13 protein-coding genes and 3 pseudogenes are annotated in these 13,583 nt (G+C 70.3%); 12 read left to right on the forward strand and 4 right to left on the reverse strand.

The features are described 5' to 3' along the window. The first annotated feature begins 408 nt into the window (after positions 1–408). From HDA41_RS32610 to HDA41_RS32630, 7 genes are all read left to right on the forward strand, one after another. On the forward strand, positions 409–1,611 hold the full coding sequence (locus tag HDA41_RS32610) for an NAD(P)/FAD-dependent oxidoreductase (RefSeq protein WP_184990379.1): 1,203 nt from the start codon (positions 409–411) through the stop codon (positions 1,609–1,611). Between the two features lie 87 nt (positions 1,612–1,698). Further along, a complete protein-coding gene (locus tag HDA41_RS41750; protein WP_435835662.1) occupies positions 1,699–1,821 on the forward strand; it encodes a hypothetical protein in 123 nt (40 codons plus the stop codon). 91 nt (positions 1,822–1,912) lie between these two features. Then, entirely contained in the window at positions 1,913–2,107 is a 195-nt protein-coding gene (locus HDA41_RS32615) for a ferredoxin (protein WP_184990381.1), read from the forward strand. Between the two features lie 93 nt (positions 2,108–2,200). Continuing rightward, positions 2,201–3,148, forward strand: a complete 948-nt coding sequence (locus HDA41_RS32620; RefSeq protein ID WP_311772166.1) for a cytochrome P450 — start codon at positions 2,201–2,203, stop codon at positions 3,146–3,148. Next, positions 3,145–3,420, forward strand: coding sequence for a cytochrome P450 (locus HDA41_RS42400; protein WP_311772167.1), 276 nt, complete (start codon positions 3,145–3,147; stop codon positions 3,418–3,420). The genes HDA41_RS32620 and HDA41_RS42400 overlap by 4 nt, the downstream gene beginning before the upstream one ends. A gap of 285 nt (positions 3,421–3,705) precedes the next feature. Continuing rightward, positions 3,706–4,542 carry an SDR family NAD(P)-dependent oxidoreductase gene (locus HDA41_RS32625; RefSeq protein ID WP_184990383.1) on the forward strand — a complete coding sequence of 279 codons (837 nt, stop codon included), beginning with the start codon at positions 3,706–3,708 and terminating at the stop codon, positions 4,540–4,542. A gap of 760 nt (positions 4,543–5,302) precedes the next feature. Next, positions 5,303–6,820 carry an IS200/IS605 family accessory protein TnpB-related protein gene (locus HDA41_RS32630; protein WP_376706829.1) on the forward strand — a complete coding sequence of 506 codons (1,518 nt, stop codon included), beginning with the start codon at positions 5,303–5,305 and terminating at the stop codon, positions 6,818–6,820. A gap of 5 nt (positions 6,821–6,825) precedes the next feature. Here HDA41_RS32630 and HDA41_RS32635 read toward each other — a convergent pair. Both HDA41_RS32635 and HDA41_RS32640 read right to left on the reverse strand, forming a co-directional pair. Then, positions 6,826–7,062: pseudogene (locus tag HDA41_RS32635) on the reverse strand (cupin domain-containing protein); the annotation flags it as partial. An 89-nt stretch (positions 7,063–7,151) separates the two neighbouring features. Then, a complete protein-coding gene (locus HDA41_RS32640) occupies positions 7,152–8,039 on the reverse strand; it encodes a helix-turn-helix transcriptional regulator (protein ID WP_184990387.1) in 888 nt (295 codons plus the stop codon). A gap of 259 nt (positions 8,040–8,298) precedes the next feature. Here HDA41_RS32640 and HDA41_RS32645 point away from each other — a divergent pair, with 259 nt between their 5' ends. From HDA41_RS32645 to HDA41_RS42405, 5 genes and pseudogenes are all read left to right on the forward strand, one after another. Further along, on the forward strand, positions 8,299–9,063 hold the full coding sequence (locus HDA41_RS32645; RefSeq protein ID WP_184990389.1) for an SDR family NAD(P)-dependent oxidoreductase: 765 nt from the start codon (positions 8,299–8,301) through the stop codon (positions 9,061–9,063). A gap of 84 nt (positions 9,064–9,147) precedes the next feature. Beyond that, positions 9,148–9,993, forward strand: a complete 846-nt coding sequence (locus HDA41_RS32650) for an SDR family oxidoreductase (RefSeq protein WP_184990391.1) — start codon at positions 9,148–9,150, stop codon at positions 9,991–9,993. Positions 9,994–10,132: 139 nt separating this feature from the next. After that, the gene (locus tag HDA41_RS32655) at positions 10,133–11,269 is read left to right on the forward strand and encodes an alpha/beta hydrolase (protein WP_184990393.1); all 1,137 of its coding nucleotides are present in this window, start codon (positions 10,133–10,135) and stop codon (positions 11,267–11,269) included. A gap of 158 nt (positions 11,270–11,427) precedes the next feature. Next, a complete protein-coding gene (locus tag HDA41_RS32660; protein ID WP_184990395.1) occupies positions 11,428–12,477 on the forward strand; it encodes an NAD(P)-dependent oxidoreductase in 1,050 nt (349 codons plus the stop codon). Between the two features lie 248 nt (positions 12,478–12,725). Beyond that, a pseudogene (locus HDA41_RS42405) lies at positions 12,726–12,833 on the forward strand (hypothetical protein); the annotation flags it as partial. A 131-nt stretch (positions 12,834–12,964) separates the two neighbouring features. Here HDA41_RS42405 and HDA41_RS32665 read toward each other — a convergent pair. Further along, positions 12,965–13,186, reverse strand: a complete 222-nt coding sequence (locus HDA41_RS32665) for a hypothetical protein (RefSeq protein ID WP_184990397.1) — start codon at positions 13,184–13,186, stop codon at positions 12,965–12,967. A gap of 200 nt (positions 13,187–13,386) precedes the next feature. Continuing rightward, a pseudogene (locus HDA41_RS42820) lies at positions 13,387–13,476 on the reverse strand (hypothetical protein); the annotation flags it as partial. Positions 13,477–13,583 lie beyond the last annotated feature (107 nt).

The following is a 13,583-nucleotide window of genomic DNA, read 5'->3' on the forward strand; positions in this document are numbered from 1 at the left end:
GCCGGTCGCCGGCCCCCCTCGGGGCAGCTCACCGTGCGCGCCCCTCGGTGCCGTATTCCGACGCGTGGGCATGGTCTGCGACGCGCTGCGGCCACAGCGCGCTTTTCGGGAACGCACAGGGCCGCTGTCGGCCCGGCTCGGGCCGTGCCCATCTCGGCCGGAGCGGTGCGAGGTCACGAAGCCGTAAGTAGTGGTCGCGGCCGGCGACTTCCTGAACCGGTGTCCACCGCACCTGGGCGATCCGGACGCGAACCGGCGCTTCAACGAAGGAGATCCAGATGAAAGAGAAAGTCGATGTTCCCAAGTGTGTTGCCTCCGGGCAGACGTGCTGATCGTGCCCCACCTGCACGACGCGGTCCGAGAGTCGGCCATGGTCTGCCCGGCCGCCGCCGTCCACCTGGCGGAGTCGTGAACCGGGTCGTCATCGTCGGCGCGTCGGCGGGCGGGCTGGCCACTGCGGAGGCGCTGCGCAGGCTGGGGTACCAGGGTGGGCTCACGCTCATCGGTGGTGAGGAGCATCTGCCGTACGATCGCCCGCCGTTGTCGAAGCAGATCCTGACGGGGGAGTGGCAGCCGGACCGGCTGCCACTGCGTCGGCCGGAGGACATCGACGCGCTGGGGCTGGACCTACGTCTGGGCATGACCGCGACCGGGCTGGATACGGCGAGGCGAACCGTGGCTCTGGCCGACGGCACCCGCGTGTCGTACGACGCCCTGGTCATCGCGACCGGAGTCCGTCCCCGCGGCCTGCCCGGAACCGAAGGGCTGGCCGGGGTGCACACGTTGCGCACCCTGGAGGACGCTCTGGCGTTCAAGGCGCGGCTGCGGCCCGGGCGGAGACTGGTGATCGTCGGCGCCGGGTTCATCGGTGCCGAGGCGGCCGCCGTGGCCCGAGGGCTCGGGGTGGAGGTCACGCTCCTGGAGGCGGCTCCCCTCCCTCTGGCGCAGGCCGTCGGTGAACAGGCCGGTCAGTTCCTGGCCCAGATCCACCGCGACCACGGGGTCTGGCTGCACACCGGAGCCCAGGTCGCCGGAATCCTCGGCGCCGAGGGCGAGGTCCGTGGCGTCGGGCTGGCCGACGGAACCGTCCTTCCGGCGGACGACGTGCTGGTGGCTATCGGCTCCCTGCCCAACACCGAGTGGCTGGCCGGCAGCGGGCTCACCGTGGACAACGGACTGGTCTGCGACGAGTTCAGCGCGGCCGCACCCGGTGTGTACGGGGTCGGGGACGTGGCGCGCTGGCACAACCCGCTCTTCGGTACGGCGATGCGCATCGAGCACCGCACCAACGCCGCCGAGCAGGGCATGGCCGTCGCCCGCAACCTGCTGAAGCCGGACGCGCGGCGGCCGTTCGCGCCGGTGCCGTACTTCTGGTCCGACCAGTACGGGATGAGGATCCAGGCGTACGGATACCTCCGTGGCCACGACGAGGCGCTGGTCATGGAACACGACCCGGCGCAGCGGCGGCTCCTCGTCGCCTACCGGACAGGGGACCGGCTGGCCGGCGTACTCGCCGTGGGCCTGCCGCCGAAGACCGTCCGAGCCATGCGGGCCCTCGTCGCGGCCGGCACCGCATGGGAGTCGGCCGCCAGTGACGCTGCCGCCGCCTGACCGCGAGCTCAACGACTCAGCGACGTCGCCTTCGGCTACGGCATCCACCAGTGCCTGCGCCGGCCCCTGGCCCGCGTCGAACTCCCGGTGGCCCTTCCCACCCTGCTGAGCAGGCTGCCCGGGCTGCGGCTCGCGGCGCCGCTGGCGGAGCTGCGGTTCCGGCACGACTTGGTCACCTACGGCCTGCACGAGCTGCCGGCCGCCTGGTGACACGAACCGGCCGACCGCAGGCCCTGACCGGTTTCTGACCAGAGCCCCCACCCGGTCAGGGCGGGGAGGCAGTCCAACGAATGGAGATGCCATGAAGGTTGAAGTAGACGTTCCCAAGTGTGTCGCCTCCGGGCAGTGCGCGATGATCGCGCCCGAGGCGTTCGACCAGCGCGACGAGGACGGCATGGTCGTACTGCTGGACGAGACGCCCGCGCCGGAGGTGCACGAGGCGGTCCGCGAGTCGGCCATGGTCTGCCCGGCCGCCGCCATCCACCTGGCGGAGTGACGCCTGCCGACCGTCGCCCGCCGACACCTCACCAGGCACCGCCAGCCGTGTGCGGTGCCGACCCCCCACAGCAATCCCCCCACAGGAGCATCCATGAGTACATCAACCCCCACGAACGACCCGACCGGCCTACCCGCCTTCCCCGGCAAGCGTGACGCGCGCTGCCCCTTCGACCCGCCCCAGGAGTACACCGACTGGCGTGAGGCCGAAGGGCTCCAGCGGGCGGTGTCGCACGGCGAGCCGCTGTGGGTGGTGAGCCGGTATGCGGACATCCGCGCGGCTCTGAGCGACCCGCGCCTCAGCTCGGACGACCGGCGTCCCGGCTACCCGGCTTCTTCCGGGAAGGCCGGTGACCTGCCCCAGAGTTTCCAGCGCATGGACGACCCCGAGCACGCCCGGCTGCGGATGATGCTCACCGGGGAATTGACGATCAAACGGGTGGAGCGGATGCGCCCGGACGTCCAGAAGATGGCGGACGACTTCCTCGACCAGATGATCGCCAAGGGACAGCCGGCGGACCTGGTCCGGGACTACGCGCTGCCCATCCCGTCCCTGGTGATCTCCCTGTTGCTCGGAGTGCCCTACTCCGACCACGAGTTCTTCCAGCAGCACAGCAACACCCTGACCGACGCGAACACCACGGAGCAGGGCAGGCGGGTGGCCAGTGGCGCCCTCTTCGGCTACCTGCTGGAGCTGGTGGGGCGCAAGGAGCGCGAGCCGGGCGCCGACCTCATCAGCCGTCTGATCGGCGAGCGGGTCGCCACCGGCGAACTCACCCGTGAAGACGTGGCGATGGACGGCCTCATGCTGCTGATCGCCGGCCACGAGACCACGGCCAACATGACCGCCCTGGGCACCCTGGCCCTGCTGGAGCACCCGGACCAGGCAGCCCGCATCCGTGACACTGACGACCCGACCGTGGTCGCGAACGCGATCGAGGAACTGCTGCGCTACCTGACGGTCCCCCAGGACCACGTCTGGCGCGTCGCCACCGAGGACCTCACCCTCGGCGGACAGCTCATCCGGGCCGGTGAGGGGTGACCGTCAACCTGCCCGCGGGCAACCGCGACACGGCCTTCCTCGACCGGCCCGATGCCCTGGACGTCGACCGCAACTCCCGCGGCCACGTCGCCTTCGGCTACGGCACCCACCAGTGCCTGGGCCAGTCCCTGGCGCGGATGGAGCTGCAGGTGGCGCTGCCCACCCTGCTGCGCAGGCTGCCCGGGCTGCGGCTGGCGGTGCCGCTGGAGGAGCTGCGGCTCCGGCACGACATGGCCGTCTACGGCGTCCGCGAACTGCCGGTCGCCTGGTGACCGGCGAGGCGGACAGCGCCCTGCGCGGTCAGCCACCACAGGCCCCGGCTCACTGAGCCCGGGCACACCGACTGGGGCCGCTGTGAGCGGCGGCGGCCCCACCGCGCCGTGCTCCGTGGGGACAGGGGGTACGGCGCGCATCCCGGGCCCGGCGGCGGATCACATGTCCCACCGCCGCCGGGCCCGCGGACACCGGTCCGCAACGCAACGACCACCGCCGACCATCAGGCGGGATCAGACCGCACGCACAGCGGCGTGAAACGCACATAGAGAAGAGGAATACCCATGAGCGGCACGGGATTTGAAGGACGCAGCGTTGTCGTCACCGGGGCCGCATCGGGCATCGGCCGCGCCGCGGCCCTGATGTTCGCCGAGGAAGGCGCGAAAGTCCTCGTCACCGACCTGGACAAGGCCGGTGCCGACGAGACAGCGAAGGTGATCGAGACGGCGGGAGGCACCGCCGTCGCGGTGGCCGGGGACCTCAGCGACCCGCAGGTGGTGGACGAGGTCGTGGCCACCGCCGTGCGGACCTTCGGCAGCCTGGACGTCCTGGTGAACAACGCCGGCATCGGGGACAGCATGTCGGCGCTGGCCGACGTCGAGGACGCCGAGTGGGAACGCGTCATACGGGTCAACCTGACGGCGCCCTTCCTGCTCACCCGGGCCGCGCTGCCGCACATGCTGGCAGCGGGCCACGGCAGGATCGTGTTCACCGCGTCCGAGGCCGGGTTCCGCGGCAGCGTGTCCGGTACCGCCTACACCGCCTCCAAGCACGGCGTCGTGGGCCTGGTGAAGAGCCTCGCCGTCATGTACCGCAAGCAGGGCATCCGCACCAATGCCATCGCCCCCGGCGGGACACAGACCAACATCCTCACCAACTCGCTGGGCATGGAACCCGAGAAGATGACGGCCCTCGTCAACACCGTGTCGGGCCAGGCCCAGTCCGACGGCGGGGCTGCGCCGCACGGGCCGACCATCCTGCGTGACATCCTCCGCAGCAACCCCGGCCGGCGGTCCACCCCGGAGGAGCAGGCCGCCGTCATCGTCTTCCTCGCCTCCGATGCAGCCGAGATGATCAACGGCGTCATCCTGCCCGTCGACGACGGCTGGTCCGCCGTCTGACGAGCCGCCCCGCGCTCCGGCCGACACCCCGGGCGCGGGTTCGGGCCGCTGGCCGCACGGGCGGGAAACCGCCCCGGCCGGTCTCCGAATCCTGCCCTCGGCCGTCACCGCCAGGACCGCTGGAAGGCCCGCTCACACCATGAAGGATGTACGACAGTGACCGCACCAGCACCGACGGCTCATCCCGTAGATCCACGGACCCTGCTGAGTGGTCCGGAACACCGCACGTTCCGCCCTCTGCTGTGCTGGCTGGCGTCGATGAATCGTGCGGAAAAGGCCCATCCGCAGGTCTCACGCTGGGGCGTGCCGGCCCTGTGCGCCGCGTTCGGCCTGCCCTCCCTCATGGACGCGGCCGACGGACCCGGCGTCCCGGGGGTCGGGAACTGCTGCCGGTTTACTGAGCATGAGTGACTTCTGGTGAGCGTGAGTGAGCGCCCGGGCTGGATGCGGTTGTTCCGCTGTGTGTCGAGGGCTTCTGCGGCCTGGGGTGTGCTGTGGTCCTCCGTTGTCGGGAGGGGAACGGGGGTTCTTGGGTCGAATGGGTGACCTTTGTGGAGACTGCTCGTTGACTGCGGTGACGGGGATCTTCGGCCGGGCGGGGGTGGACGGGTGAGCGCACTGCGGGAGTTGGCGGCACCGTTCGTGGTGCCCGGCCCGGCCGGGGTGGCTGTTCGGGACCGGCTGCGGGTGTCGGATGCGGACGCGGCGGTGCTCACCGAGGTCGGCGTGTTCCTGGGGTCGGCGTGTTCCTGGGGTCGGCGTGTTCCTGGGGTCGCTGGCCGCGGCTGATCTCGCCGTACGTTCCCGGCAGGGCCTGGCACACGATGCCGCCTCATGGGCGGTGCGCAAACGAGGGCTGACGGGGAGGTCGTCGGCGCGGTGGGCGGGCAGCATCACCAAGGCCACCCACGACCAGTGGGCGCTGGCCCGGCGCGGTCAGGCCGCGCATCTGGCCTGGCTGCGTATTCAGATTGCTTCCATTGAGGCGCGGCTTGCCCGGCCGCTGGGCGCCAGGGCCGACAAGCGGGCAGGGCTGGTGCGCGGGTATGCCTCGCGTGGTGAGTGGCATGCCAAGTCCCGCCGCCTGCACACCTTGAAGGACCGTCTCGTGGGGGTGGAGGCGGACCGGCAGGCGGGCCGTGTGCGGGTGGTGCGCGGCGGCAAGCGCCTCGCGAACACCCGCCACCACCTTCAGGCGGCCGGGCTGGACGCAGCGGCGTGGCGGGAGCGGTGGCGGGCGGAGCGGATGTTCCTGACCGCCGACGGGGAGACGGGCAAGCGTTTCGGCAACGAGACGATCCGCGTGACCGACACCGGCCAGGTCTCGGTCAAACTCCCCGCCCCGCTGGTCCACCTGGCCAACGCACCCCACGGCCGCTACCTCCTGGACGCGACGGTGGCGTTCCGGCACCGGGGGCAGGAGTGGCGTGACCGGGTCACCGCGAACCGGGCGGTGGCCTACCAAATCCACCACGACACAGTGCGCGGCCGCTGGTATGTGACCGCGTCCTGGCAGCGCGCCGCCGCCCCCATGCTGCCGTTGGAGGCGGCGCTGGCGCGGGGTGTGGTGGGCGTGGACATGAACGACGACCACCTCGCCGCCTGGCAGCTCGACATGCACGGCAACCCGGTCGGCGAACCACAACGGTTCTTCTACGACCTCACCGGCACCGCCGCACACCGGGACGCACAGATCCGGCACGCCCTGACCCGGCTGCTCCATCACACCCGGCGGTGCGGGGCCGCCGCGATCGCCATCGAGGACCTGGACTTCACCGACGGCACCAGCCGCGAGAAGCACGGCCGCAACAAACGCTTCCGGCGCCTGCTCTCCCGCTTCCCCACCGCCAAACTCCGCGCCCGGCTCGTCTCGATGGCAGCCGAACAGAACGTGGCGATCGTCGCGGTCGATCCGGCCTATACCTCCCGCTGGGGTGCCCAGCACTGGCAGAAACCGCTGACCACCCCACGACGCAAGATGTCCCGGCACGATGCGGCGAGCATCGCGGTCGGGCGACGCGCCCTCGGACACCCGATCAGGCGACGGACGGCACCGCCCCCGCATCACCAGAGTGATGGTGCGGGGCATCGGACCGCCCAGGCCCGACCGGAGATCCGGCGGCGTGAGGAAACCCGCCCCCACCTTGCCGGACCGCGCACCGGATGCGCGCCGCCCGGTGGTGGAGCGAAAGCGGGGGACCAGGGTGCCCAACACCGTTCGGGGCACCCGGCTGAGCAAGAGTCCTGGCAACACGACTCGCTCCCACTCAGTCTTTAGGAACGGTGAGCCTCGAAGACCGTGCCGTCGCGGGTGCCGATCAGGGCGGTGCCGGAGACGACGTACAGGGCCTGGCCCAGGGCGTGAGAGTGCCAGTGGGTGCGTGCGCCGGGGGAGAAGCGCACCAGGTTGGCGCGCCTCCGGGACGGCTCCTGGCCGGCGTGGATCACGTCGAACCACACGTCACCCGTGAACCAGTCGGCCGGTGCCTTGACGGTGGGCTGCTGCTTGGCGAATTCCATGGTGCTTTCTCCTGGCGAAGGCGCTGGGACATGGCCGTGATGCGGCGATGGGCCGCGTCGGGCGCTCGCGCTGCGCATGTCCGTGCGTGTCAGCCGGCTGGGTTGTGCGTCTGTCCGGAGGTGTGGGGGCGGGTGGTGGACGTGCTGGTCCAGCTGGCGAGGATGTTGAGGGCTTCGGCAGAGGGGGACGCCGGCTCCGGGGTGTAGATGACCAGGGTCTGCTCGGGGTCGCCTTCCACCGCCAGAACCACGTAGTCGAGGGTGAGGTCGCCGACGAGCGGGTGGTGGAGGCGTTTGGTGCCACTGGTGTGGGCGATGACGTCGTGGTCGGCCCACAGGCGGCGGAAGGTGTCGCTGTGCAGGGACAGCTCGCCGATCAGCTCGGTGAGCTGCGGGTCGTCGGGGTGGCGTCCGGCGTACAGGCGCAGCATGGCCAGGCAGTCGCCGGCGACCTGGTTCCAGTCGGCGTACAGCGTGCGGGCTGCCTCGTCGAGGAAGACGAAGCGGGCGAAGTTGCGTTCGCGGCGGGGCCTGGCTTCGAAGTCGGTGTAGAGGGCGTGGGCGAGCTTGTTGGCGGCAAGGACGTCTGTGCGTCGCCCCTGGACCACCGCGGGGACGCTGAGTGAGTCCAGGGTCCGGTACAGGACCGGGTGGACTCGCTGGGGGGCGAGCGGCCGCTTGCGGCGGGTCCGGGCGGGGGTGGGCTGGGTGAGGTCGAAGAGGTGGGCGCGTTCGGTCTCGTCGAGGTGCAGGGCGCGGGCGACGGCGTCCAGGACGGTTTCGGAGACGCCCTGGGTGCGGCCTCGCTCCAGGCGGATGTAGTAGTCGACGCTGACTCCGGCGAGCTGGGCGACTTCCTCGCGGCGCAGCCCCGGCACGCGGCGGGCGCCGCCGTGCGGGGCGAGGCCGGCCTGTTCGGGGGTGATCCGGGCCCGGCGCGTGCGCAGGAACTCGCGGATCTCGCTGCTGCGGTCCATGGAACCACCGTACGGCCGGAACCGGCAGGTCGGCGCCCTGGAAGGGGGTACTGGCAGACCCCCGGAAGAGCGGTGCCCTTTACGGCGGCCCACGGGGCGTTCGCGGGTGGTTGCCTGGATAGCGGGCTCACGACACTGCCCCCGGCATCCGCACGACGATGCCGATGTGCGCAGTATGTGCGAGAAGGAGCGCATAAGGGATCAGTAATGCCCGCTGTCTGCCCCCGCACCCATACGTCTGGAGAAGAGGACAAGCCTCGTGGCATCGAAACTGACCGGCACCGTCGCTCTCGTCACCGGCGCGAGCAGCGGGATCGGCGCCGCCACCGCCCGCGAGCTCGCCGAGCACGGTGCATCCGTCGCGCTCGTGGCCCGCCGCAAGGACCGCCTGGAAGACCTCGCCGCCGAGATCGAGAAGGCGGGCGGCACCACGCTGGTGGTGGAAGCGGACATCACTGACCGTAATCAGGCCGAAGGGGCCGTGGAGCAGGTCGTCGAGCGGTTCGGACGGCTGGACACGCTGGTCAACAATGCCGGTCTGATGCTCCTGGGCCCCGTCGTCGGCGCGGACGCCGAGGAGTGGGACCGCATGATCGCCGTCAACCTGCAGGGCCTGCTCTACACCACCCGTGCCGCCTTGCCGCATCTGCTGCAGGCCGCCGAACAGGGCCCGCGCCAGGTCGCCGACATCGTCAACATCAGCTCGCAGGCGGGCCGCGTGGCAAGCAAGGGCTACGGCGTCTACAACCTCACCAAGTTCGGCGTGAACGGCTTCACCGAGTCCCTGCGCCAGGAACTCGCCCAGCGCCACGTGCGCGTCGGTGTCCTGGAACCAGGCGCCGTGGAGACCGAGCTGGTCGGCCACAACACGCCCGAGGTCCGTGACGAGCTGGTAGACCCCGTCATCGGGCGGATCGAGGTCCTCACCGCCGACGACATCGCCGACGGCGTCGCCTACATGGTCACCCGCCCCCGGCGCACCGCGATCGGCGAGCTGTGGATCATGCCCACCGAACAGGGCTGACCCCCCATCCATCGCCCGGCCGCCACAGTCAATCACCCCCCCCACACCGGGCGCCGTATGCGCAGCCCGACGTAAGGAATCCCCATGAGCAAGGTCATCTTCATCACCGGTGCCGGACGCGGTCTCGGCACGGACATCGTCCGCGAGGCCCTGGCGGCCGGCCACCAGGTCGTCGCCACCGGCCGCCGCCCCGAGGACGTCGAGAAGACCCTCGGCGGTCCGCAGGACAACCTGCTGGTCACCAAGCTGGATGTGACCAGCCTGGAGGACGCGCAGGCGGCCGCGCAGGCCGCGGTCGACCGGTTCGGCCGCATCGACGTCCTGATCAACAACGCCGGGAATTTCTTCGCCGGCTACTTCGAGGAGGTCTCCCCGGAGCACATGCGGCAGCAGATCGAGACCAACCTCTTCGGCCCGATGAACGTCACCCGCGCCGTCCTGCCCGTCATGCGCAGGCAGCGAGACGGTCATGTCATCACGATCTCCTCGCTCGCCGGTCAGGTCGGCACGGAGTTCACCTCCGCCTACGCGGCCTCCAAGTTCGCCGTCGAGGGCTGGATGGAGGCCCTGCACCACGACATCAAGCCGTACGGCATCCGCACCACGATCGTGGAGCCCGGCTACTTCCGCACCGAGCTGCTCGTGGACGCCTCCACCACTTGGCCCGAGCCGACCATCGACGACTACGCCGAGCGCACCACCGCCACGGTCGCAGCCTGGAAGAGCATCAACGGGCAGCAGCCCGGCGACCCCGCCAAGCTCGCCCACGCCCTGCTGACCCTCGCCGGACAGGACCAGCCGCCGCTGCGCTTCGTCGCCGGCGCCGACGCCATCGAGGGCGTCTCGGCCAAGGCCAGGGAACTCCTCGCGCAGGTCGAAGCCTCCCGCGAGCTGGGCGGCAACCTCGGCCACGACGACACCGACGCCTGAGCGTGGCGCCCACGCCGGCCACGGCCTGCGAGGAGAAAGACATAGCCCCGTGAAAGCAGTCCCCTTACATGGTCATCCAGCGTCGGCCTGCGACCAGGACGTGGCCAGACAACCAAACCAGCGATCCAGGAGTTACACGATGACAAACAGGCTGACCCACACCACACGGACGTTGGCGGCCAGGAGGGTCTTGGTTCTCGGTGTCGCCCTGACGAGCCTCGCAACCCCCATCGCGTTCGCCGGCAGCGCGAGTTCCGACTCGGGTGTCACGGTCGCCAATGCGAGCGCCACGGCGAAGCAGGACACGATCACCAGCTTGGCGGCCTTCGAGAAGACGGTCCGCGCAGACCGCACTGTCACGCGCAAGCAGGTCACGTTCAAGAACGGGGAACTCGACATGGCCGGCGTGCAGTTCGCGCCGGCCAAGATGAAGCCGGGCAAGAAGTACCCGGCGATCGTCGTCGTGCATCCGGCCGGCGGGATCAAGGAACAGACCGCAAGCCTTTACGCCTACCGCATGGCGCAGCAGGGCTACATCGCGCTGGCCTATGACGCGTCCCACCAGGGGCAGAGTGAAGGGCAGCCCCGTCTGCTCGAAGACCCCGCACAGCGGGTGGAAGACGTACGCAGCGCGGTCGACTACCTCACTACGCTTCGCACCGTTGATCGTGAGCGGATTGCAGCTCTCGGCATTTGCGCCGGCGGCGGATACGCGATCAACGCCACGATGACCGACCACCGCATCAAGGCCGTCGCCGGCGTGGCCTCGTTCAATTACGGTGACGGTGTCCGTCAGGGCTGGAGGGGAACGGGAACCGCCGAGGAGCTGCGCGCCGGTCTTGAGGATGTCGCTCAGGAGCGCACAGCAGTGGCCAACGGCGCTCAACCCACGATGCTTCCGTACGTACCCGACTCGGTTGAGGGTGTCACCGAGCCCGACATGGTGGAAGCCAGCGAGTACTACCGGCAGGCGGACCGGTGGAAGCATGAGAACTCGCCGAACCGTTTCCTGAAGAGCAGCATGGACAAGATCTACGCGTTCGACGCCTTCGACGGTATCGACACCTTGCTGACGCAGCCGCTGCTCCTGATCGCCGGTAGCGAGGCCGGCTCGAAGTGGCACAGCGATCGGGCGTACAAGGAGGCGAACGGTGAGAAGGAACTCTTCGTCGTCCCGGGTGGTACTCACATGAGCATGTACGACAAGGACGTGAACAGGGCGGTGCCCAAGCTGGCTGAGTTCTTCGGAAAGCAGCTCAAGCACTCCGCGAACTGACCGCAGTCAACGGAACACCGGCGAGACGATTCCGGTCGTGGTCGCCGGTGTTCCGTTGAGGTGTTCCGTGAGCAGTTCCCACTGCCTCGGCCGCGGTGCCCCTTCCTGAACGCCGTACCTCCTCCGGCCCGCCTTTCTCCGCCACAGAAAGCCGTCTGATGACCCAGCCCAAGGAACTCGTCGTCCTTCACCCGGCGCCCCAGTCCACCGAACGGATCTTCAGCCCGGAAACGCTGCGCCGGCTGCACGAGGAGTTCGAGGTCCTCGACCTCGATGGCCACCCCGACGCCGAACGGCAGCTGGACCTGGCGCTTCCCCGGGCCTTCGCCGTGGTCGGCCAGCCCGACCTGCCCGCCGGACGCATCGAGCGTGCCGTCCGCCTGCGCGCCCTGTGCAACGTCGAGGGCAACTTCTTCCCCAACGTCGACTACGCGGCCTGCGCGGACCGCGGCGTCCGCGTGCTCGGCTGCGGACCCGCCTACGCACAGGCCGTGGCCGAGTACTCCCTCGGCCTCGCGCTCGACCTGGCGCGGAGCATCACCCGCGAGGACCGCGCCTTCCGGGCCGGCACCGAGGGGTACACCTTCGCGGCCAACTCCGACTCCATTCTGCTGCGCGGCGCCGAGATCGGCTTCATCGGCTTCGGCAACCTCGGTCGCGCGCTGCACGAACTGCTGGTGCCGTTCAGGGCCGTTGTCCGGGTCTACGACCCTTGGCTGCCGGACAGCTACCTGGAGGAGGCCGGAGTCACACCGGCCTCGCTCGACGAGGTACTGGAGGGCAGCCAGGTCCTCTTCGTCCTGGCCACGATCACCGAGGAGAGCGAGCGACTGCTCAGCGAGGCACGGCTGCGCCGACTGCGCCCCGGTACCCGGCTGGTCCTGGTCAGCCGGGCCGCGGTCGCCGACTTCACCGCCCTGGTCGAGCTCGTGAGAGAAGGCCGCTTCGTCGCGGCACTGGACGTGTGGCCCGAGGAGCCGGTGCCCGCCGAGCACCCCGCCCGTGCGGTGGAGGGGCTCGTCCTGTCCGCGCACCGGGCCGGCGGCATCCCAGCTGCTTTCGAGAAGATCGGCGAGATGGTCCTCGACGACCTCCTGCAGATCCGGGCGGGACTGCCGCCGGTGCGCATGCAGGTGGCAGCCCGGGAGCTCGTCCACCGCTACCGCAGCCGTCCGGTCACCACCGCCGCCGGAGCGAGGAACCCATGACTGCTCTGCGAGCCGCCGTGGTCGGTGCCGGCTTCATGATCGGTAGGCACATCCGCGCCGCCAGTCACCCGCCGCACGCCCGGTCGCAACCGGCTCTGTCGCGACGGCCGGCCGCACTGCTGAGCCAGCCGGAACGGGCACCCGACATGGCCGGGCAGGCCCGCTCCGAACCGACCGGTAGGGTCTTGGGGCCACCGGAGGGGAGGCGGCTCACTGCGGCGTCCCCCGGGCATGTCGGCCCCTGTGGCATGTACGGCGGCGAGGACGAGCAGGGGAGCCAGGCCGAGGCCGCCCATGGTGGCGTAGCCCGCCAGGTCGCGGAGGTGTCCTTCGCCGTCCACAACATCCTCGCGTCGATCGCCGACGAGGAGGAACGATTCGCGACGATCCTCATGCCGCCGCCGGGCAGATCGCGGTGGGACGCCGGACGAGGCCAAGCGCCGCACGGGCCGTCAGGTCGCCAAGCCGGCCAAGCCGCAGAAGAAGATCAGCGCCATCCACACCCTCGCCAAGGACGAGGAGGTCGCCGCGACGCGCGGCAGCACCACGAACCCGCCGTGTCGTCGGAGCGTTTGACGATCTGAAGGGTGAGCCCCCACTTCTCGGCCGCCCAGTCCACCAGCCGGCCCGCATAGCCGTCGTCCGCCCAGACCAGGTGGATGGAGGCGAGACAGTCCACGACCAGGTGCCGCTTGTGGCCTGCCCCCATCTTCCTTCTTCCCGCCGTCCCAGCTGGACGTTGAACGCGGGATGTGCGCCGCCGCCCACAACGACTGCGAGTCCACGATGGCAAACCATCGGGTCCGGTGAGCGGCCCTCCTGCTGACGGACCTTGTCGCGCAGCCGGTCGTGCAGTTCTGCGAGCAGACCCGTCACCCGCCAGCGGCGGGCGAACACGTGCACACGCCGGTACGGCGGGAAGTCACGGGCCAGGTTGACCCACTTGACGCAGTTGTCGACGACATGGCGGACCGCATCCAGCAGCACACGGTGGCACATAGCCCTCCGGCCGTCCGCCCCTCCCCTGAAGCCATGCGGGAACCGGCAGCAACGGCCTAACGATCTGCCACTCCGCCTGCGTCAGATCGGAGCCGTAACACCGCACG

This window comes from Streptomyces caelestis (assembly GCF_014205255.1).
GTDB lineage: Bacteria > Actinomycetota > Actinomycetes > Streptomycetales > Streptomycetaceae > Streptomyces > Streptomyces caelestis.